Genomic DNA, 23,476 nt, shown 5'->3' on the forward strand with positions numbered 1-23,476 from the left:
GTGCAGCTCTTACTGTCATCCACGTTTATTAGCCCGCTTTTAGTAGGTTTACTAGGCAGCCTATTGTTCGAGGCGCTGCTAAGCCCTCGCCCTCGCCCGCTCTGGAAGCGCGGCGTTGCTACAAACATCGTCCACCTTGGCAGCTGGTTACTGTTGTTTGGGATCTTTATTCTGCTTCTGCAGCGCCCTTGGTTTGCTGTCGTCTTCGTTCTATCGCTGCAACTCGTGGTCGTGCAGTCCAGCAATACCAAATCACGCACGTTGAACGAACCCTTTATCTGTCACGACTTTGAATACTTCTGGGATGCTGTTTTGCACCCACGCCTGTATGTGCCTTTTTTTGGCATTGGTCTTGCCATTGCTGCCAGCAGTGCCGGGGCGATTGCCATTGGTAGTTTTTTGGTTTTTGAACCATCGCTGATCCGCCACTGGGGCGGCACAGCGTTTCTAGTTAATAGCCTAGCGCTGATAGCAACCGGTGCGCTGTTTGTTTGGCTGGGGTGGCGCAAATTGCCGTCTATCACGCTTAACCCTGTGATTGACCTAGATCGGCTGGGGCTATTTTCCAGCCTGTGGACATACGGCATTGCCCTGGCCCACTCCAAACCGCCCACACCAGACGCATCGCCCTTCCATCGATTGACTCAACACTGCCTTGAGCAAGACGCCCATGCGACGCTGCCTAACGTTGTGTTGGTACAGAGTGAATCGTTTTTTGATCCTCGCCCATGGTGTAGCGAGATTGCCGCTGACTTACTGCCGAATTATGATGCTACGTGCAGGGAAGCTGTAGCCAAGGGAGCGCTGAATGTGCCCGCATGGGGCGCAAATACAGTGCGAACCGAATGCGCCGTGTTAACTGGCATAGCACCTGATGCCTGGGGGCCGCGCCAGTTCAATCCTTACCGCACGCTATCGCGTCATACGTTGCCCAGCATTGCCAGCGCCTTTAAAGCCCAAGGGTATCGAACTGTTTGTGTTCATCCTTACCCTGCTACGTTTTATCTGCGAGACAGCGTTATTCCAAAACTGGGGTTTGAGACGTTTGTCGACATTAGCGCCTTCGAAAGCCAGGATAAGCATGGTCAGTACATTGGCGACCAAGCGGTTGCACGAAAGATTGGACGCCTGCTTGAAGATAACGATAATAGGCCACTCTTTGTATTTGTGATTACCATGGAAAATCACGGCCCTTTACACTTAGAAGCACCCGAAAAGGCCGGGGTAGCGTCAACATTGCCTGCAGCGCCGTGGCCGCTGCCGCATCATTTGCGCGATTTGGCCGTTTACCTGCACCATCTAGGTGAATCGGATAAAATGCTCGAAAGCGTTAAAGCAGCGCTAAACTCAGCTGTAAGACCAGGACTGTTGGGCTGGTACGGTGACCACGTACCGATACTGCCTGCCGCATATAGGCACTATTCGCCTCCTGCTAGCAGCACCCCGTACATGATATGGTCAACGGAAATAGATCGTAATTTGCATGACAAACCGCCCATTGAGCGCGAGTCGTGCACGCTGGAAGCAAACGAACTTGGCGTCTACCTATTTAAACAAGCGTTTGGACGCGATATAAGTAGCGATGTGATCAAGGCAGAACCAGAACCTCAGGAGCAAGAATGACTAAACGCGTTGCCATTATCGGCGCCGCCCATCGTTTCCCCGGCACCACACCTGAAACGTTCTGGCAGGACCTGCAAGCCGAAAAAGACCTCGTCACCCAAGTGGCCCCCGACCGTTGGAGCCACGATGCTTTCTGGCATCCTGACAAACGCCACCCTGGCACCAGCGTCACGTTTGCCGCGGGTAGCCTGGGCGATATCAGCGGCTTCGACGCAGAGTTTTTCGGCATTTCGCCCCGTGAAGCGGCGAACATGGATCCGCAACAGCGCATGCTGTTAGAACTTACCTGGGAAGCCATGGAAAGCGCGGGCATCGTGCCCAGCACCCTCCGCGCCAGCCAATGCGGCGTTTTCCTTGGCGTCGCCAGCCTTGATTACTCCTATCGCCTGGCCGATGACATGTCAGCGATTGATGCCTCTACCGCGACAGGTAATACCTCAAGTATTGCGTCTAACCGGCTTTCTTACGTCTTTGATCTGCATGGCCCCAGCATGTCGCTGGATACCGCCTGCTCATCTTCTATGGTCGCGTTCCATCAAGCGTGCCAATCAATTCGCAGCGGCGAAACCAACATGGCGCTGGCGGGGGGCATAAGCCTGCACCTGCACCCGTATGGTTTTATTATTTTCTCGAAGGCCAGCATGCTCTCCCCCACTGGGCGCTGCCAAGTCTTCGATGAAGCCGGCAATGGCTACGTGCGTTCAGAAGGCGCCGGGCTATTTTTGCTAAAAGATTATGATCAAGCCGTGGCCGATGGCGATAATATCCTAGCCGTGGTAGCAGGCTCAGCGGTTAACACTGACGGCCACAAGTCCGGCCTCACCGTGCCCAATCCCAGCGCACAGATTGATTTAATGCGCCGCGCCTACGAACAAGCGGGCATTTCGCCGGACGAGATCGACTACCTTGAAGCTCACGGCACCGGCACCGCCGTTGGCGACCCCATTGAAACTCGTGCTATCGGCGAAGCACTCGGCAAGCACCGTAAAACGCCGCTCCTGATTGGCTCAGTGAAAAGTAACCTTGGTCATTTAGAAACGGCCTCTGGCGTTGCCGGACTTGCTAAAGCGCTCTACAGCCTGCAGCACCGTGAAGTGCCCGCCACGATTGGCATACGCAACCTTAATCCTCGTATCAAATTTGATGAGTGGAACATTAGCGTTGTTACCAAAGCCCAGGCGCTCAAAAAACAGGGCCGCTTGGTCATTGGCGTTAACTCCTTTGGTTTTGGCGGTGCCAACGCTCACGTCATACTGGAAAGCGCTCCAGAAAAAGCATCAACACCTCGCCAAGTGCCCGATACCCCGCTGCCACTTCGCATTAGTGCACGAAGCCAGGAAGCGCTGGCAGATAATGCCCGCGAACTAGCGAATTTCTTACGCGAAAGCGATCATGCTTTTTATGATATTGCTCATACGCTGAACAGCCACCGTGAACAACACACGCATGGCGCGCTCTGCTTCGCCCAAACACCGGAAGCCGCCGTCAGTGCGCTCAGCCAGTTTGCCGAAGGTGAAACCAACAGCGTTGTGACACTTGAGCGCTTAGCTAACGCCCGCGGCCCAGTGTTCGTATACGACGGCAACGGCTGCCCATGGGAAAACATGGGCCACGACCTGCTGGATAGCGAACCAGCGTTTAGCGATGCCATTGATCGTGTGGATGCCCTATTCCAGAAACATGGCGATTTTTCACTGCGTGACGAGCTGGCGGGCCGCAACCAGTCAGAAGCCGGCGTTGGCCGCTTTGATCGCACTGAAATCGCTCAGCCGGCACTGTTTGCACTGCAGGTAGCGTTAACCGAATGGCTTAAATCCAAGGGCATTGTGCCCACCGCCGTATTCGGCCATAGCGTTGGCGAAGTGGCTGGCGCGTGGGCGTCCGGCGCACTGACGCTAGAAGACGCCGTTAACGTTATTTACTACCGCAGCTTCTACCAAGGCAAAACCCGTGGCCTTGGGGAAATGACGGCCGTCGCCATGAGCGCGGAAGAGATCGCTCCCTGGCTTGAAAAACCCGAATTTAGCAACATCAGCTTGGCGGGCATTAACAGTCCCAAAGGCATCACCTTAGCGGGTGACCGTGACCAACTAAGCGCCATTGAAGCAGCCCTTAGCGAACAGAGCACCTTTGCTAAGCGCCTGCCATTGGATTACGCCTTTCACAGCCCCGCCATGGACAGCATCAAAGCTGGCGTTTTAGAAGCCTTGGCTGACATTCGCCCGCGCACCACAACGATTCCTTATGTATCCACCGTCACGGGCACTATCAGTGAAGGCACACAACTGGATGCCCATTACTGGTGGCTCAATATTCGTGAACCTGTTCTATTTGATAACGCCGCGACGGTGCTTATTGAGCAGGGCTATAACGTTTTTGTGGAAGTCGGCGCCCATCCTATCCTACGCCGCTATCTGAACGAGTCCCTGCGCCAGCAAGAGCGCAGCGGATTAGTGCTAGGCACCATTGAGCGTCATATGTCAGGCGTAGACGGCTTAACTCGCTGCCTTGGCCAATTGCTGCTAAGCGGGTTAACGCTTAATAGCCACCACTTTTTCCCCGTGGAAGGCCAGCGAGTGCTGCTGCCACGCTACGCCTGGCAACGCACCCAGCTTTGGGTGCAAGGCACTAACGATGGTCAGGGGCTGCTTTCCCGTTATTACCAGCACCCGCTATTGGGCTACCCATTGGCGCAGCAGGATCACACCTGGGAAAGCCAGTTGGACACCAAGCGCCAGCCATGGCTTGCTGACCACGTCGTCGGCGAAGGCGCAGTCTTCCCGGGCGCTGGGTTTGTGGAGCTGACGCTTGCCGCGGCCCTGCAGCAGAAAGACACTCCGCTTTTAGACATTGAAGAGCTGGAGATTCGCGCCCCGTTGCTTCTGGATGGCCCCAATGGCCGCACCATGCGCTTAACGCTGGACCCAGACGACGGCCGCTTAGCGATCCACTCCCGCGAGCCTGCAACCGGCAGCGAATGGCAGCTAAATGCTGTTGCTCGCCGTATGCGCGAAAGCCGAGGCTTTTTGCTCAACCGCCAAGTGCCTAGCCTGCCTAACCGCGCACCTGACTATACCCTGGTCGAGCATTTGCAGATGGCCGAGCGCATCGGACTGCATTACGGCCCTGCGTTCCAAGCCATTAGCCGTGGCTGGATTGAAGGCGACTGCGTCATAGGTGAAATTACCCTATCCGATAGCGTTCAGTCGCAGCTCGATACGCTGCACGTTCATCCGGGCATTCTGGACAGTGCTTTCCAGATGTTTATTCCGCTGCTGGCTCAACACAGCGAGTTTGCAGCGCAGTTAGCCTTCGTGCCAGTTCGCGTTGGGCGCATTCAGGTTAACGCTGAAGCCGGTGCCCCCGTGCTAGCACGGGCCGTGATGGGTAAACGCGCACCTCACTCCTTCACCGCCGACTTCGAGCTGTATGATGCTGCTGGCAACGCCGTGGCCGTACTCAGTGAAACTCGCTTCAAAGCGATTCGCCTGAACCGCGCCCACCATCAGCATTTTAGCTACCTGGATGTTGAGTTAACGCCTGCCCCGCTGACCGCGGCAAAACTACCATTGCCTGACAATGCATTCACCCGACTAGCAGGGCTAAGCGATGCGTTTGCCGCCAGCACTGGTCAACGCTATGCCCAAGAAGTATCACCGTTACTTGATAGCCTTAGTGAAGCTTTTTCTGGCGTTAATGTTGACAGTGGCGAAGATCAACTCGCACCCGAAACCATTTGGCAGTTACTGGTACAGGATTACCCCGATTATTTTGCCCCTATTCATATGGTGGGCCGCTTAGGGCTGCACCGTGAGCAACTCACCAGCGGCAGCGATACACTTGAAAGCTTAGGCATTACGGCTGAGCACCTGGCGGGCATTAACCGCGTCCTTATCGGCGAAGACGGCTGGCAAGTGCTAGCGGCCGAGCTTGGCGCATTGATGGAGGCCACGCTAGCCACGCTGCCCAACGGTCAGCGAGTGCAGCTGTTGGAAGCGGGCCCTTGTGCTCCTGCCCTTGGCCAGCGCCTGCTCGAACAGTTGGCTAACACGGCACTCATCGCGAAAGATGCGCACCACTACCGTGCCATCACCACCAGCGACACAGCTCGCCATCAGGCGGAACAGCTTCAAGAGCGCTTCCCGCTGATAGATGTTCAGCCGCTGGACGACTCATTGCCCACGCTTAGCAGTGCAGAAAAAGCCCAACTGGCGTTTATCAGCGTGGACGTGACCCAGCCCGAACGCACCCGCCAACTGATTGAAGCCCTGCCTGCCCAGCTTGCCCCTGGTGCTCAGGTAATGGTGATCAGCGTTCACCCCAGCCGTTGGCTGGATGATTTGCTGGCCACACCAGGCATCGACCAAACGGCCCTGGAACAAGACACCCTACGCGATTGGTTAACCAACCAAGGCCTTAGCGTTTCGCCGCCAGTCGAGCTTGAAGAAAACGGCGCTTACCTGCTTCATGCCCAATACGCAGCAGGTGATGACTTACCGATTCAAAATGCGGCAGAGGCATACCACCTAATTGTCTCTGACGCTGAGCACGAAACACTCGCCGCCCAACTTGCAGAGCGGCTAGGCACGACCAACACATGGCTAACCGTCAGCGATGCAACTCCGCAAGCACTGTTAAATACAGCGCTGAGGGAACGCCAAGACGCACCTGCCGCACTCAATGTGATTGACCTACGTGGGCTAAAGGGCAGTACAACCACCGCCCAAACCCAACGCTGTTACGCAGCACAGCAATGGTCGCTGGCATTAGAAGCAAGCGGGCTTGAAAGCCAAGGCAGCCGCGTCACGCTTTGGCTGTCGACCCAGGATGCCAGTACAGGCGATGACGCCGCGCTATGGGGCTTTGGCCGCTCGCTAGCAAATGAAGCGGTTGGCCATAGCGTCACGCTGATCGACCTACCAGGCACACCCAGCGATGCGACGCTAAACGCGTTTGCAGCGTCACTTGCCATGCCAGATAATGAAAACGAGCTGGTAATAACCGTTGAAGGCGAACGGTTTGCCACGCGTCTTCGCACCCTGCCCGCGCCTCATCCAGAGAAACAGGCAAGCGCTGCGCCTCATCAAGCAATGACGCTGGGCTTTACCTTGCCTGGACAACTGCGCCAGCTGCAGTGGCGGCCACGCCCGCTGCCTGAACTGGGTGCAGATGAGGTAGAAATTCGCGTCAAAGCAACCGGCCTCAACTTCCGCGATGTCATGTACACCCTTGGCTTACTGTCCGATGAAGCGATTGAAAATGGCTTTGCCGGGCCAACCCTAGGGCTTGAGTTTTCGGGGGAGGTTCTCGCGGTTGGCGCCAATGTCCAGCACATTGCGCCCGGCCAAGCGGTCGTAGGCTTTGGGCCAGCCAGCTTCAGCGACCGGCTGATTGCCAGCCAGCATGCCGTAGCGCCACTGCCTGAAGGCGTGAGCTATGCCGCCGCTGCGACGATTCCTACCACCTTCTTTACGGTGTACTACGCGCTGAAACATCTGGCACGCCTGGAGCCTGGCGAAAAAGTACTGATTCACGGCGCCGCTGGCGGCGTAGGGATCGCCGCGCTGCAAATTGCCCAATGGCTGGGTGCCGACATCTATGCCACGGTCGGGTCTGAAGAGAAGCGCGACTTCCTGCGCCTCATGGGTGAAGAACGCATCTACGACTCCCGTTCGCTGACGTTTGCTGAAGAGATCCTAGAGGACACTCAAGGCGAAGGCGTAGATATCGTACTGAACTCTTTGGCAGGCGAAGCGATCAACCAAAACCTCCGCGCATTGCGCCCGTTTGGCCGCTTCCTAGAATTAGGCAAACGTGACTTCTATGAAAACACCCATATTGGCCTGCGCCCGTTCCGCAACAACTTGAGCTACTTCGGCATCGACTCCGATCAGCTGATGAAAGTGCAGCCTGCCCTCACCCAACGCCTGTTCGGTGAAATGATGGCGCTGTTTAACGATGGCACATTAAGTCCGCTGCCGTTCACAGCGTTCAGCCACAGCCAGGTGATTGACGCCTTCCGTTACATGCAGCAAGCACGCCAAATCGGCAAAGTCGTGGTCACCTACGAACAACCTATTGCGCCGCCGCGTGACGAACTCTTAGGCACGGGCGCCATGACACTGGCTGCCGATGCCAGCTATCTGGTGACCGGTGGACTAGGTGGCTTTGGCCTAAAAACTGCCCAATGGCTGGTCAGCAAAGGCGCACGTCAGCTTGTCCTGCTAAGCCGTAGCGGCCCCGCTAGCGAAGAAGCCCAGTCAGCTATCGCAACCTTCGAAGCCCAAGGCGTGAAGGTACTAGCAGCAGCATGTGATATTACCGATCACGATGCGCTAGCGAGCGTTATGGGACGCGTCCAACGCGAACTTAGCCCGCTGCGTGGCATCGTGCATGCCGCGACGGTGATCGACGACGGCTTGATTCGCAACTTAGATGCTGAGCGCATTCAAAAGGTACTGGCTCCTAAAATTGACGGTGCCCGTCACCTGGACGTCCTCACCCGCGACATTGAGCTAGACTTCTTTGTGCTCTACTCCTCGGCTACCACGCTATTTGGTAACCCAGGGCAGGCCAATTACGTTGCCGCTAACCACTGGCTAGAAGCCTTTGCTGCCCGCCGCCGCGCCGCTGGCCTTCCTGCCACCTGTGTACGCTGGGGTGCCATTGAAGATGTCGGTTTCCTGGCACGCAACACGCGCACACGAGATGCGTTGCAAGAGCGCTTAGGCGGTTCTGCGCTGCGCTCTGATGATGCCCTCAATGTGCTCGAGCAAATGTTGCTAACACCTGGGCCAAGCCTTGGTGTTCTTGAGCTTGAGTGGGGAGCACTGGCGCGCTTCTTGCCCACAGCCCAAGCACCACGGTTCAACGAAATTGCCCGCGCCAGCGATGATGATGGCAGCATTGACCACGACGACGATATCAGTGCTCTACTGGCCGACCTTTCGCCCGAAGAGTTACATAGCACCATTACCGACCTACTGCGCGCAGAACTGGCCAGTATTCTGTTGATTGATGAAGAGAAAATCGACATTAATCGCTCGGTGTACGATATGGGCTTTGATTCACTCATGGGCGTTGAATTGATGACCGCCATCGAGAACCGCCTAAATGTGCAAGTACCGGTAATGGTGCTGAGTGAGGCGTCAACGTTGAACAAGCTGGCAGTTGTGCTGATTCAAAAGTTACATCAGCATGACAATGATGTTGAAGAAGCGCCACAAGATGCGTTAGCCTCTCTGGCCGCTCGCCACGGGGCGGACGGGCTCAACAATGAGACGGCTTCAACATCGACCACCGAGACACCATGACCGTAAAGCGCTCTGAACTGAAACGACAGCTGCTGGAACAGGCACGCAAGCGCCCAACGCCCCGAGCCACCAGCCCCCAAACGCCTGCTACGTCAGGCGCTGAGGCAACTCGGACGGTTCCCGAGCGCTTTACACGATTTGATGCCCACCCGGGCTATCAACAGCTAGTCATGATGCGTCAGGGCGCAAAACAGCTAGGCCTGATAGACCCGTTCTTTAAAGTCCACGACGGGCTCGCCGGTGCCACCAGCGTGATTGATGGACATTTGTGCATCAATTTCGCCAGCTATAACTACCTGGGTTACTCCGGCGACCCGCGGGTTGTTCAAGCAGCATCCGATGCAGCGGCTCACTACGGCACATCCGTATCGGCCAGTCGCGTTGTGTCGGGAGAACGTCCTATTCACGGTGAACTAGAACAGGCGATCGCCAACATCTATGGTGTTGAAGACGCCGTTGCTTTTGTCAGCGGTCACGCGACAAATGTGTCCACCCTTGGTTATCTGTTAGGCCCGAAAGACCTCGTGCTTCACGACGAGTACATTCACAACAGCTCGTTAGTCGGCGCGCAACTTTCCGGCGCTAAGCGCATGTCTTTCAGCCATAACGATCCCGCCGCACTGGACGCCCTGTTAAGTCGTCACCGCCATCAATTTGAACGCGTACTTGTCGTTATCGAAGGGCTTTACAGCATGGATGGCGACATCCCCGACTTGCCCCGCTTTATTGAACTAAAGCAGCGCCATCAGGCGTGGTTGATGGTAGATGAAGCGCATTCGTTTGGCGTCATGGGCGACACTGGCCTAGGCTTACGAGAGCACTTTGCGGTTGACCCAACCGATGTTGATATTTGGATGGGCACCATGAGCAAAACGCTATCAGGCTGCGGGGGCTATATCGCAGGCAATAAAGCGCTGGTAGAAACGCTGCGCTACTTTGCACCCGGCTTTCTTTATAGCGTCGGCATGCCCGCCCAAGTGGCTGCTCCCTCGCTTAAAGTACTGGAATTGATGCCCCAGGAAACCGAGCGCGTTACCCAGTTACAGACAATTTCGCGCTACTTCCTAGAGCAGGCACAAGCTAGGGGAATGGACACCGGCCACAGCATTGGCTCTGCCGTCGTACCCGTTATTGTGGGAAGCTCGCCGCTCGCGGCACATCTCTCTCATGCGCTGTTTGCACAGCACATTAATGTGCAGCCTATTCTGTATCCTGCGGTTCCTGAAAAAAGCGCTCGGCTACGCTTTTTTCTTTCCTGTGAACACACGAAAGCCCATGTTGACCAAACGCTGGATGCACTCGCGCTACTGCTCGCAAACGCCAAAGGGTGATTTATGGAGGAGCTCGAAACCCAAGCAAAGTGGACCAACCCCTGCTGGTATGTGATTCAATGCAAAGGCGGCGAGTCATTTCGCGCCGCTGAACACCTCACCAACCAAGGGTACGAGGTGTTCCACCCCGTACTTAACGCCAAACGTAAGCGCCAAGGCAAACTCACGCTGGTGACCGAACCACTTTTCCCCTATTACCTGTTTATTCGTTTGGATCAGATCGTCAGCAACTGGCGGCCAATTCGCTCCACCCGTGGCGTACTGCGCCTACTCACCTTTGGCAATACGCCCATTGCCGTGCCGGACGCCTTGGTAGATACCCTACGTGCACAGCCGCACCGTCAGGAAGGCAGCCACAGCTACTTCTGCGCAGGGGAAAAAGTGACGATCACCGACGGGCCATTCAGAGATTTAGAAGCCGTCTTTAAACGCTGCAAAGGCGAAGAGCGCGCCATTGTGCTGCTTAACGTGCTACAACGCCCACAGGATGTCGAGATATCTGTCGACAGCTTACAAAAGCGCGAGGGGTGATACTCTCACATCGCGGGTGTCACGAATCTCGCGAGGGACGAGCGAATGAGGCACCCGCGTTGGCGGCAGAGCCGCACAACCTTATCGATGAAATTGCTTCTCTCGCTCGGGCTGCCAGAAAATAGCATCAATACGTAGACGTACTTCGGTGTTGTTGGGTAACGGCCATTCAATAACATCGCCTACTCGCAAGCCAATTAACGCTGCGCCAATCGGTGCCATCACCGAAATGCCATCCTCGACGCTTTCAAGCGCATGAGGATACACCAACGTTCGAATCATCTGACGCTCGCGGGTCAGGTCAGTAAAGCGTATCTGGCTATTCATACTGACCACATCCTCAGGTATATCCTGAGGGTCAAGCACCTCTCCGCGGGCCAACTCTTCTTCCAGTAGCTCCGCCACCATCATGTCTTTTTCAGATGCAGTATCAATCAGGCGCTGAAGTCGTTCAGCATCAAGACGGTTAATGATAATAGGAGGACGCTGCCCCATTTCTACTCTCCTTGGAAAGCAATCAATAGTGATGTTAGTGAGTGTAAAACGCACCAACGAAAACAGCCCTTCCCCAAAGGGAAAGGACTGTGTCACGACAGTGTATGTGGTTTAGCTAATAAAAGCGATTAGATAACGCCCTGCTCAATCATCGCATCGGCCACTTTGCGGAAGCCCGCAATGTTTGCTCCCAATACAAGATTGTCAGGTTCGCCAAATTCGCTTGCTGTATCCGCACACTGACGATAAATATCCGCCATAATCTGTTTAAGCTTCTGGTCAACCTTCTCTAACGGCCACTGTTCCATACTGCTGTTCTGGGCCATCTCCAACTGGCTGGTCGCCACACCACCCGCATTAGCTGCCTTGCCAGGCCCATAGGCAATTTTAGCCTCCAAAAAGACATCTACCGCCTCTTTGGTAGAAGGCATGTTCGCCCCCTCGCTCACGCAGGTAACGCCATTGGCTAACAGTGCCTTGGCATCGGCTTCGGTCAGCTCGTTTTGCGTCGCACAAGGGAACGCCGCCTCGCCTTCAATACGCCAAACCGCGTGGCCATCCTGCGGATAATCGCGAGCCGGAATATAGTGGGCTTCGGGATGATCGTGCAGATAGCTTTCCAGCGATACACGCTGTACTTCTTTTAACTGTTTTAGCAAACCTAAATCGATGCCGCTCGGGTCGTGAATCATCCCTTTTGAATCACTACAGGTAACTGGCCTCGCACCTAGCTCATATAGCTTCTCAATAGTATAGATCGCCACGTTGCCCGCGCCAGATACCAAGCATGTTTTACCACGCAAGGCTTCATCTTTAGCTGCCAGCATGTTCTCGGCAAAATAGACCGCACCGTAGCCAGTGGCCTCTTTCCGGCCAAGAGAGCCGCCCCAGTTTAGCCCTTTCCCAGTCAGCACGCCTTCGTAACGCCCCGTTAAACGCTTATATTGGCCAAATAGGTAACCAATTTCTCGCCCACCAACGCCGATATCCCCAGCGGGCACATCAGTATGCGGCCCGATATGACGATAAAGTTCCGACATAAAAGCCTGGCAGAAACGCATGATTTCGTTGTCAGACTTCCCCTTCGGATCAAAGTCAGCACCGCCTTTACCACCACCAATCGGCAACCCCGTTAACGCATTTTTGAAGATTTGCTCAAACCCTAAAAACTTAATGGTGCCCGACGTCACGCTGGGGTGAAAACGCAAACCGCCTTTATAAGGGCCAAGCGCCGAATTAAATTGCACGCGATAGCCTTTGTTCACCTGTACACGGCCGGCATCATCCACCCAGCTCACCCGAAACATCACTTGGCGTTCCGGCTCAACAATACGCTCAATAATGCTGTGCTGATGGTAATGCGGCGCACGCTCGAACAACGGGCGAAGACACTCAAGCACTTCCTCAGTGGCTTGATAAAACTCAGTTTGTGCAGGGCTACTTTTCGCTAAACGCGTCAGCGTATCGTGGACATAAGGCATAAACAGGCACCCTTTTATAGTTAAAAACGTCGATTTGCTGGCCAGAGCGATGACGTATTTAACTGCGAGCACGTAAACCTGCATACCCTATGCCGGTTCGGTATAGGCAAAAATCGCATCAAAAATAGACTAAAGTGGTAGCTAAATCGCCCCGTTTTGGTGCAATTAACAAAATCTAATAAACGATTTATTAACGAAAAAAAGAAAAAAGCCCCACATACCGTGCGTGGCGTGGCATAAAGAACCGCGCCAAGAACGAGCGAATGAGGCACCCGTGATTTAGACACGGCTACCCTAAGTCATCACATTCAATGTTTCTAAACAACAAGCAGGCCTACCAAACATTATCAAGCAGTCGCAAAATACCGCCCCACCAACTGCCGATACCAAAACATTCTAAAAATATTGATGACGCCTAGCAATATAGGCAATAAATAAATAATAAAGAATGCATTTTTCATAGCTGGCAAAAGATTAGGTAACATAAAAACAACTATGACGCCTAAAAAAACAGCAAGGTTAAAATAAAATGCTTGTCGCTCATATCCACATAAATTAACCATAACAGACTCAACAACACCAAGCTGAGCGGTAGCAATATAAAACCCAAGCGCAGCCACAAATACAATCGATGCTAAAAAATCATCAATCTCTACAAATACATACAAATAAATAAAAATAAAGAGCGTTAAAGAAGGAAACAACGTAGCGATAATAAGCTTCACCTTATAGCGCAGGCTTAATACAAACTGACTATCAAAATGTTTCGCCAATATCATTTTAGATAAAGCAGCCGTGCCGTTATTGATCACCCCCCTAGGAACGGCAGAGATCGAGCTAAAAACCAAGGCCGCAATGGAGGCAACAATCGCGATCTCGCCGCCGCCCAAAGCGGCAAAAAAGGAAGGAAGAATGAACCTCACGCCCCCGCTTGCCGCATTAGACATACCTACTACTAGGCTAGAAACCGCTTTATCTTTAGATATCAAGGCTACACTATCTTCGCTAGGTGCCTCGCGCGCTTGATAAAAACGCCAGGCAAAGACAATACACAACGATGCTAAATATGAAAAAGATAAAAAAACAAAAACAGCAGAACCATCAACCTTACCCTGAACAACATAGACACCTAATAAACAAAAAACAAATAACAAACCTATCAAAATATCGTTAACCAATAGCCGATAAAAATCTTTTTTAAAGATAAGATAATTTCTAAAAACCTGATAAACCGACGTAGAAATTATCAAGAAAAACAATGATAAAAAATCCGGAATAATCAAAAACCACGAAACCATCAGCAAAGCGACAAGGGACACCGCCCCCCCTACAACAACAGATGACAAAGAGTAGCTTAAAAAAGTATTAATGCTATCTTCTTGCGCCATCCCTTTAACCAATATCGTAGAAAACCCTATACCACAAATCATCACAAAGAACGCGGCAAGCGTATACTGCGTAGAAAAAGCCACAACCTCTTCGCCAGCGATAAAGAACATAGAAAATGTAATAACAAATATTCTAAAAGCACCAGGCGTAGCTGCTGTAATGATTGGTAATGAACGTAAAACAAAGCTCGGCAGCGGTGCCATAAAGCAATCTCTTGTAGCCAAATGAAGAAACTAGCGCAGGTCAAAGTATACTCGCCAATGGCTATACGATGGAAACCAATCAAAAGTAGCCTGCTAAGCACACCCCTCCTCCGCACCGCTCCAACCCAGCCGCGGGTGCGCCGTAGGCTTACCACGCGCTACAAAACCACTGAAATCAACCGATAGCACCTACCGTAGCGCGGTGTAACGAATCTCGCGAGGAACGAGCGAATGAGGCACCCGCGTCATCGCCAGCGCCGTGGGCTTACCACGCGCTACACAACCACTGAAATCACCCGATGGCCCTACCGTAGCGCGGTGTAACGAATCTCGCGAGGAACGAGCGAATGAGGCACCCGCGTCATCGCCAGCGCCGTGGGCTTACCACGCGCTACACAACCACTGAAATCAACCAATGGCACTACCGTAGCGCGGTGTAACGAATCTCGCGAGGAACGAGCGAATGAGGCACCCGCGTCATCGCCAGCGCCGTGGGCTTACCACGCGCTACACAACCACTGAAATCAACCAATGGCACTACCGTAGCGCGGTGTAACGAATCTCGCGAGGAACGAGCGAATGAGGCCCCCGCGTCATCGCCAGCGCCGTGGGCTTACCACGCGCTACACAACCACTGAAATCAACCGATGGCACTACCGTAGCGCGGCGTAACTAATCTCGCGAGGAACGAGCGAATGAGGCACCCGCGTCATCGCCAACCGAGCCACCGTCGCGGGTGCGCCTTAGGCTTACCACGCGCTACAAAACCCCTTAAACCAACCGATGGCCCCTACCGTAGCGCGGTGTAACGAATCTCGCGAGGAACGAGCGAGTGAGGCACCCGCGTCATCGCCAACCGAGCCACCATCGCGGGTGCGCCGTAGGCTTACCACGCGCTACACAACCACTGAAATCAACCAATGGCACTACCGTAGCGCGGCGTAACGAATCTCGCGAGGAACGAGCGAATGAGGCACCCGCGTCATCGCCAACCGAGCCACCATCGCGGGTGCGCCGTGGGCTTACCACGCGCTACACAACCACTGAAATCAACCAATGGCACTACCGTAGCGCGGCGTAACGAATCTCGCGAGGAACGAGCGAATGAGGCACCCGCGTCATCGCCAACCGAGCCACCGCCGCGGGTGCGCCGTAGGCTTACCACGCGCTACAACCCCCCTTAAATCAACCAGTGGCACCTACCGTAGCGCGGTGTAACGAATCTCGCGAGGAACGAGCGAATGAGGCACCCGCGATGGGTGGGCCGCCCCATAGCTTCAAATCCGCTAAGTGTTGAATAACTATTTAAACACAACGTCAGAATGGAATTTTCATCGCCCACTCATGCTATTAAGCTAATAAGAAAGAGCTTGCTGCAAGGAGGCATCGTGGCTACTTATCGACGGGCATATATTCCAGGCGGAACGTATTTTTTCACGGTAGTTACCCATCACCGTCAGCCGCTACTTGCTGAGCAACAAAATATAGATGCTCTCGGGCAAGCTTTCCGTCGGGTAAAAGAAAATGCTCCTTTCATCATGGATGCTTTTGTCCTACTTCCTGACCACTTGCATTGCCTTTGGACGCTTCCCAAAGATGACACTGATTACTCATCTCGATGGCGTGATATTAAGAAATACGCTTCAAAAAACTTTCTACTTCCTGGTAATGCCACCGGCACTTGGCAACGGGGATTCTGGGAGCATGTCATACGCGATGAGCAAGATTGGCAACAACACATGGATTATATTCATTACAATCCGGTAAAGCATGGATGGGCCAACGCACCTCGCGATTGGCAGTGGTCCAGCTTCAAACGGTGTGTGAAAAAAGGATGGTATCAAGATGACTGGGGAGCAAACGACGCACCATCCATAGCAGATATCAATGGCGAATAACGATCTTCAACTGCATTCGCATCAGAGGCCACCGTCGCGGGTGCGCCGTAGGCTTACCACGCGCTACACAACCACTGAAACCAACCGATGGCACCTACCGTAGCGCGGTGTAACGAATCTCGCGAGGAACGAGCGAATGAGGCACCCGCGTCATCGCCAACCGAGCCACCGTCGCGGGTGCGCCGCAGGCTTACCACGCGCTACAAAACCACTGAAATCAACCGATGGCACCTACCGTAGCGCGGTGTAACGAATCTCGCGAGGAACGAGCGAATGAGGCACCCGCGTCATCGCCAACCGAGCCACCGTCGCGGGTGCGCCGCAGGCTTACCACGCGCTACAAAACCACTGAAATCAACCGATGGCACCTACCGTAGCGCGGTGTAACGAATCTCGCGAGGAACGAGCGAATGAGGCACCCGCGTCATCGCCAACCGAGCCACCGTCGCGGGTGCGCCGTAGGCTTACCACGCGCTACAAAACCACTGAAATCAACCGATGGCACCTACCGTAGCGCGGTGTAACGAATCTCGCGAGGAACGAGCGAATGAGGCACCCGCGTCATCGCCAACCGAGCCACCGTCGCGGGTGCGCCGCAGGCTTACCACGCGCTACAAAACCACTGAAATCAACCGATGGCACCTACCGTAGCGCGGTGTAACGAATCTCGCGAGGAACGAGCGAATGAGGCACCCGCGTCATCGCCAACCGAGCCACCGTCGCGGGTGCGCCGCAGGCTTACCACGCGCTACAAAACCACTGAAATCAACCGATGGCACCTACCGTAGCGCGGTGTAACGAATCTCGCGAGGAACGAGCGAATGAGGCACCCGCGTCATCGCCAACCGAGCCACCGTCGCGGGTGCGCCGTAGGCTTACCACGCGCTACAAAACCACTGAAATCAACCAGTGGCTCCTGCCGTAGCGCGGTGTAACGAATCTCGCGAGGAACGAGCGAGTGAGGCACCCGCGTCATCGCTAACCGAGCCACCATCGCGGGTGCGCCGTAGGCTTACCACGCGCTACAAAACCCCTTGAATCAACCGATAGCACCTACCGTAGCGCGGTGTAACGAATCTCGCGAGGAACGAGCGAATGAGGCACCCGCGATGGGTGTGCCATGCACGATAAAATGGTGCAGCTTCCTTGTGTGAATAAGCTCAACTAAAAAAGCCGCTACAGTGTGAACTGAGCGGCTCCATATACTTACATTGATACCCGTGAATCTTACACGTCATAACCTGCTTCGCGGGCGAGCGTGGTGTTGGCTTTCAGCCAGCCTTCAATATGCCCACAATCAAAGGTGCGGCCATGCATACGGAACGCCTGCACGGTTTTACCTTCCTGCATCAAGCGGTCGATGGCATCTGTTAGCTGGATTTCATTACCCGCACCAGGCGGCTGGTCGCGCAGCAGCTCCATGATGCGATATGGCAGCACATAGCGGCCAATAACCGAAAGCCGTGAAGGCGCTTCCTCAGGCGTCGGCTTTTCTACAACACCGCGCATATTTGCACTCTCACCGGCGGCAGGCTCGTCGCAATCAACAATGCCATAACGGTAAACGTCTTCCTGGGGCACCGCTTCCACCATGATTTGCGAAGCGTTATTTGTATTCCAACGCTCTACCATGCTCCCCAGGTCACAGGCCGTATTGCCAACTTGTGGCTTCACCAGCACATCCGGAAGAATGACCGCAAATGGCTCGTCTTTATCTAACAGGTGCGCGGCACAGAAAATCGCATGACCCAAGCCTTTGGCATTAGGCTGACGAACGCTAGTCACCTTGAGCTTTTTAGGGGAAATCGCGGAAAGCGTCTCTAGCAACGCATCCTTACCCTTACTGGCCAGTGAATGCTCAAGCTCAAAGTGGGCATCAAAATGGTCTTCAATGGCTGATTTACCAGCCCGAGTCACCAAAATGATTTCATTGATACCCGCCGCCAGCGCTTCTTCCACCACGTGTTGAATGAGTGGGCGATCCACAACGGGTACCATTTCCTTCGGGATCGCCTTGCTGATGGGCAGCAGACGTGTGCCGAAACCGGCTACCGGAATAATCGCTTTACGCACTTGGGTCATCATTAACGTCCTTTCTGTTGCGGGTGCGCTGTAGGCTTACCACGCACTACAAAACCGCTCTATTGGTTGCCATTGGCTATTTTAACATTATGTCTTCAAAACGCCGGAAAGCAGCGTGGTGGCACTCTCAATTAACTCATCCAAGTGCTGTGGGCCTTTGAAACTTTCAGCGTACACTTTATAGAGCGATTCAGTACCACTGGGGCGGGCAGCAAACCAGCCATTTTCGGTAGTCACCTTCAAACCACCGATAGCCTCTCCGTTACCAGGCGCATTAACCAACACAGCGGTAATCGGGTCACCGGCTAGCGTGGTTTCCGTAACACTATCAGCGCTAAGCTTCTTAAAGGCCGCTTTTTCTTCTGCTGTACAGGCAGTATCTACACGCTTGTAGAATGGCTCACCAAAGCGCTCGGTTAAAGAACGGTAGTATTCACTGGGTGTTTTCCCAGTGACCGCGGTAATTTCAGCCGCTAACAAGCAAAGCGCAATGCCGTCTTTATCGGTAGACCAAGCATTACCATCGCGCGTTAATAGGCTCGCTCCGGCGCTCTCTTCACCACCAAAGGCAAGCCAGCCATCGTGCAGCCCTTCAACAAACCACTTAAAGCCAACCGGCACTTCAAACAGTTCACGCTGATGGGAAGCGACAATCCGATCAATCATCGAAGAGGACACCAGCGTCTTACCGATATTGAGCGTTTCCGCCCACTCAGGTCGATGACCAATCAAATAATCCACGCACACCGCTAGAAAGTGATTCGGATTCATTAACCCATTAGCATCCACAATGCCGTGGCGATCAGCGTCAGGGTCGTTGCCAAAGGCGAGATCAAAGCGGTCTTTGATCTTTAACAGGTTAGCCATGGCATCAGGACTAGAGCAATCCATGCGAATCTTGCCGTCATGATCCAACGGCATAAAACCGAAGCTGGCATCTACCGACGTATTGACCACCTCAAGATTCAAACCATAATGCTCGGCCACCGCCTGCCATACGGGCAGCGCTGTTCCGCCCATGGGATCAACACCAAGAGTGAGATTAGCGTTTTGGATAGCGGTCATGTCCACCACGCTGCCCAACTGAGCCACATAGTGAGCAGTGAAATCGTACTCTTGAGCACATGCTAACGCCTGCTCTAACGGTACCGGAGAAATATCACATAGCTGGCGTAGCAAATAGGCATTCGCGCGAAGCTCAATCCATTTTGTTGCTTCAGTATCAGCAGGCCCACCGTGGAAGGGATTGTACTTAATGCCACCATCTTCCGGCGGATTATGGGATGGGGTAATAATCAAACCATCAGCTAACGCAACGTCTGGCAGAGCCTGATCTTGAGGATGCTGTTGTTGAGGACGATTGTGCTGCAGTATCGCACGGCTGATCAGGGGCGTAGCGGTAACACCATGGTCTTTTTCAATGAATACGGGCACTTTATTAGCGGCCAGCACCCGCAAAGCACACTCCCATGCGGGCTTTGAAAGCGCATGGGTATCGAAGCCAAGGAACATAGGGCCTTGATAGCCTGCCTCAGAGCGGTAATCAACCACCGCTTGAGTAATCGCAAAAATGTGTGCCGCGTTAAAGGTGCGATCTGTGGCACGTCCTCGATGCCCCGATGTACCAAATGCGACACGCTCTTTTGCTATTGAAGCATCTGGGGTTTCATCAAAAAACGCTTTAACGATGGCATCCATTCTACTTGCTCCCTTATTAACATTTGGCTGGTCCACACGCGCCTGCCAAAACCTTATTGCACGCTGCAGATTACCGATTTCACAGGCGTCTTTTGCGGCCTGTTGCGCCATATTAGCAGTCGCGGCTGGATTATTAAGTAGCTGCTCAATGGCAGACTGCCAAGCTTCAGGTGAATCCTCTACCAATAGCCCATTAATGCCATGGCTAATCACGTCAGTATACGGATAACGGTTAGAATAGACGCCTACGCCGCCCATCGCAGCAATATCCAGAAATTTAATAAATGACTTGCCCTGATTAAAGGGTGTGTTTAGCAACGGTGCCAAACCAATGTGCAGCTGGCACCTAGATTGATAACTGCGAAAAGCGTGCCAAGGTAGCGGGTCAGGCGCCAAAACATTGGGTAACTCCGCCAGAGCTTTGGGAGTGTACTTGCCTAACATCAGCTCAAGTTGTGTATCGGAGCGCGTTTGTTGAAGCGCCTTCAAGGCAGGGGCAATGTGCATCAAGTCATTCAGATGCGCCCGAGTACCGTGAAAACCGATTCGCCACGGCGTTGAGGATGAAGGCGGTAGTTCAAAGTGCCCCCTCTCTGGCAGCGTAGCGATAAGAGGCGGCGTTAACACTGAAACGCAGCGGTGATAAGGACGAAAACGCTCGGCTAACCCATCACTGCAAGCAATCACCTCATCACTTAATGCTAAAAAGCGGGGTTGAAGCTTAGCAATACGCGCCATGCGTTTTCGATAAGCGGGCGGCAGTGTGGGATCGTGGGCGGCTGCCTCGATATCATCATCAATTAGGTAACCGATATAACCAAATGCTTGGCGATGACGCTCTAACCAACGCAGCCAACTCAGCGGTAACGAGCGGCATAACAACACATTTGCGCCAGCATAATGGCGTAAAAAAGAGCGTCCATAACGCCAAGCCGCACCAAAAGAGCGCGAAGTAACAGCGCGCTCAATCGTTGCCCCCTGACGTCGCAGCGCCGGAGCTGCTGATTCGAGAAAGTAGATATCTTCAGTCGGCAGGCCACCATCACTAAGAACGACCCAACGCGTGTGGTTACTACTCACTCTAGCCCTCACTTGAGAGAAAAATCTTCATGCACAAGCGTTAAATTGGGATTGTAAGCAGGGTCACTGTCCAGATGATTACCCCAGGTACGGCGCATGTAAGCAACTTCGCTTAGCCAGCGGGCACGCTTGGTAGGCGTATCATCGGCACCGCGAGAGATAGATTCATGGTGGTAAAGTTCAGCAAACGGAGACCACAAGTTGCGGTAGCCTGCTTGTCTAACCTTCAAGCACAAATCAACGTCGTTATAGGCAACGCTTAATTTCTTTTCGTTTAAACCGCCCACGTTATTGAACACGTTTTTACGCAGCAGCAAGCACGCCGCAGTCACCGCAGATAAATTCTGAACCAACTTCAACCGTCCCGTGTAACCGTCACTCTCACGGGGGAAGAAACGATGCGCATGGCCTGCAACGTCCCCCAAACCAAGTATTACACCGCCATGTTGCAGCATACCGTTTGGGTAATAGAGTTTGGCTCCGACACAGCCAATTTCAGAACGACAGGCTTGGCTTACCATTTCGGTTAGCCAGTGTTCATTTACCGGCTCTACATCATTATTGACCAAACCAATGATGCTGCCATGGGACTGCGCAGCGCCAAAATTATTGATCGCTGAGTAGTTAAACGGATGATTCCAACGCAATACACGGACACGCGGGTCGCGCTTTGCCACGTCATCCATGTACGCCATGGTTTCTGGGCAGTCGCTCTGGTTATCCAGAATCAGCAGCTCAAAATGAGTGTAAGCAGTGCGTTCTAAAATGGCATCCACACAAGGCCGCAAAATATCAACACCATTGCGGGTTGGCACCAACAAGCTCACTAGCGGCGCTGGGTTGGGTATTGGCCACTCAATCCGCACTGAGCTCTCCAATAACCCTGGATGCACCACCGCTTTTGCGCTAGCTACTTGCTGCTTCAATACGCTGCTAACCAGCGAAATAGCATCCTGCTGGTGAAGCGGATGAGGAAAGTCTTCGCTACGGTGATACAACATAGCAGGCAAATGACACACCGACTTTTCGTTGCCGTGAGTCACTTTCCACATCATAAAGGTGAGCGCCAGCGCATAATCAACCGCAGCCCGACTGGTCAGGTGAGACAGCAGATCCGTCTGCTCAGACTCCAGCTGCCAAAGCAACCGCCGCTTATACAACGCTATGCGGCCAATGTAGTTAGTCGAAAGCAACAAATCCGGGTTCCAGCCCGGCTTAAAGTTGGGCTTGCAACGCTTGCCATCAGCTCCTAGCACGTCTTCATCCGTGTAGAAAAGCTGCGCGTCAGGGTGATCGTTCCACGCTTTCGCCAACTGGCATAAGGCTTCTTTCGCTAACTGATCGCCCCAGCTAATCCGCATGACCCCATCGCCCTGGGTTTGAATAAACCCTTGGTGGTCTAACTTTGCCAAGGTGCGATGATAACTATGGATCAAGTTGATACGGCTAGTCGTAGGAATATAGCGCTCTAACGCTTTCCGCTGTGTATCGGTGATCTCAGCGGAAAGCACAATAAAGACTTCCCAAAAAAAGTAACTTTGTGCTTTTAAGGAATTAATTGTGGCAATGAAAGGCGCTTCCCCCTGCTCTAAATCACTCAGCGTCACTGGCATGATGATTGAGAACAGGGGCGCTGATTTCAGGCCCGCAATAATCGACTGAGGATCTTCAACAGCCTCTTTCTCGGTTGTATTTACCCACCGTGAATAGTCTTCAGACACATGCTGTTTTGCGTGGGTTTGGTTATATTCTTCCAGAGCGATACTGCGCCAGCTACGTGCTTGGGCAACCGACTCCGTGTGGAGATAACGCACCACGTCACGCGTTCTCATCCCCTTATAACTGGCGTGATTATTGATCAAACGGCGCGCTAAGCGGCTTTGGGCAAACCAAGGCGTTAGCCACACCCATTCCACCGCCAAGTGGGCCAAGGCCGCTTCGCTGGCCAAAAAAGAGAACGCGATTTTTTTTACGCCTCGCGGTACCCAAAGAATCCGCTTAGTCGTTTTACCTGGGCGCAACGACACCGACGTTTCGATAATGCCTTTGTGGGTATAGAGAAGAATCGTGGCAGCGCCATAAGCATCTGCCCCTAACCCATCCAACTCCAGCATATTCCAGCCAGGAAGTGGCTTTTCTCCATCACAAACACAGTAGGTACTTGCCTTTACTGGTGTATTAACATTTGCTGCAGCTTCACTTTTAAAGACAGGCGCATCTACTACGCGAATACTGGGATTACGCCGCCAGAATGGGGGCACACTGCTGTGCCTCCCAATGGCAGCCATCATTTCTTTTAAACTGACAATATGCTGCCTCATCGCCATCCTTAACCCATTCCGTTACCAAGGC

General features: G+C 53.5%; 11 protein-coding genes. 5 read left to right on the forward strand and 6 right to left on the reverse strand.

From position 1 onward, the window contains the following. The 4 genes from REH51_RS02515 to rfaH are packed head-to-tail and all read left to right on the forward strand — an operon-like array spanning position 1 to position 10,798. Positions 1 to 1,623, forward strand: a complete 1,623-nt coding sequence (locus REH51_RS02515) for an LTA synthase family protein (RefSeq protein WP_009721842.1) — start codon at positions 1 to 3, stop codon at positions 1,621 to 1,623. Continuing rightward, positions 1,620 to 8,936 (forward strand): type I polyketide synthase, encoded by a 7,317-nt coding sequence (locus REH51_RS02520; RefSeq protein WP_498936762.1) that lies wholly within the window; start codon positions 1,620 to 1,622, stop codon positions 8,934 to 8,936. Before REH51_RS02515 ends, REH51_RS02520 begins: the two co-directional genes overlap by 4 nt. Next, on the forward strand, positions 8,933 to 10,267 hold the full coding sequence (locus tag REH51_RS02525; RefSeq protein WP_009721840.1) for an aminotransferase class I/II-fold pyridoxal phosphate-dependent enzyme: 1,335 nt from the start codon (positions 8,933 to 8,935) through the stop codon (positions 10,265 to 10,267). Before REH51_RS02520 ends, REH51_RS02525 begins: the two co-directional genes overlap by 4 nt. Positions 10,268 to 10,270: 3 nt before the next feature. Next, positions 10,271 to 10,798 (forward strand): transcription/translation regulatory transformer protein RfaH, encoded by a 528-nt coding sequence (gene rfaH, locus REH51_RS02530; protein ID WP_009721839.1) that lies wholly within the window; start codon positions 10,271 to 10,273, stop codon positions 10,796 to 10,798. Between the two features lie 81 nt (positions 10,799 to 10,879). On the opposite strand, the gene rnk is transcribed toward rfaH, so the two are convergent. From rnk to REH51_RS02545, 3 genes are all read right to left on the reverse strand, one after another. Beyond that, on the reverse strand, positions 10,880 to 11,293 hold the full coding sequence (gene rnk, locus REH51_RS02535) for a nucleoside diphosphate kinase regulator (RefSeq protein WP_009721838.1): 414 nt from the start codon (positions 11,291 to 11,293) through the stop codon (positions 10,880 to 10,882). A 128-nt stretch (positions 11,294 to 11,421) separates the two neighbouring features. Further along, positions 11,422 to 12,774, reverse strand: a complete 1,353-nt coding sequence (gdhA, locus tag REH51_RS02540) for an NADP-specific glutamate dehydrogenase (protein WP_009721837.1) — start codon at positions 12,772 to 12,774, stop codon at positions 11,422 to 11,424. A 347-nt stretch (positions 12,775 to 13,121) separates the two neighbouring features. Next, positions 13,122 to 14,366: a hypothetical protein gene (locus tag REH51_RS02545; RefSeq protein ID WP_498936764.1), complete on the reverse strand. Its 1,245-nt coding sequence runs from the start codon at positions 14,364 to 14,366 to the stop codon at positions 13,122 to 13,124. Positions 14,367 to 15,754: 1,388 nt separating this feature from the next. On the opposite strand from REH51_RS02545, the gene REH51_RS02550 reads away from it, so the two are divergent. Next, complete coding sequence (locus REH51_RS02550; RefSeq protein WP_009721835.1) at positions 15,755 to 16,264, forward strand: REP-associated tyrosine transposase; 510 nt, start codon at positions 15,755 to 15,757, stop codon at positions 16,262 to 16,264. 1,227 nt (positions 16,265 to 17,491) lie between these two features. On the opposite strand, the gene REH51_RS02555 is transcribed toward REH51_RS02550, so the two are convergent. From REH51_RS02555 to REH51_RS02565, 3 genes are all read right to left on the reverse strand, one after another. Continuing rightward, on the reverse strand, positions 17,492 to 18,346 hold the full coding sequence (locus REH51_RS02555; RefSeq protein ID WP_009721834.1) for a UTP--glucose-1-phosphate uridylyltransferase: 855 nt from the start codon (positions 18,344 to 18,346) through the stop codon (positions 17,492 to 17,494). A gap of 87 nt (positions 18,347 to 18,433) precedes the next feature. Further along, entirely contained in the window at positions 18,434 to 20,080 is a 1,647-nt protein-coding gene (gene pgm / locus REH51_RS02560) for a phosphoglucomutase (alpha-D-glucose-1,6-bisphosphate-dependent) (protein ID WP_409559423.1), read from the reverse strand. 1,052 nt (positions 20,081 to 21,132) lie between these two features. Beyond that, the gene (locus tag REH51_RS02565; RefSeq protein ID WP_009721832.1) at positions 21,133 to 23,445 is read right to left on the reverse strand and encodes a glycosyltransferase family 2 protein; all 2,313 of its coding nucleotides are present in this window, start codon (positions 23,443 to 23,445) and stop codon (positions 21,133 to 21,135) included. Positions 23,446 to 23,476: the final 31 nt, after the last annotated feature.

The organism is Halomonas bluephagenesis (assembly GCF_054790765.1).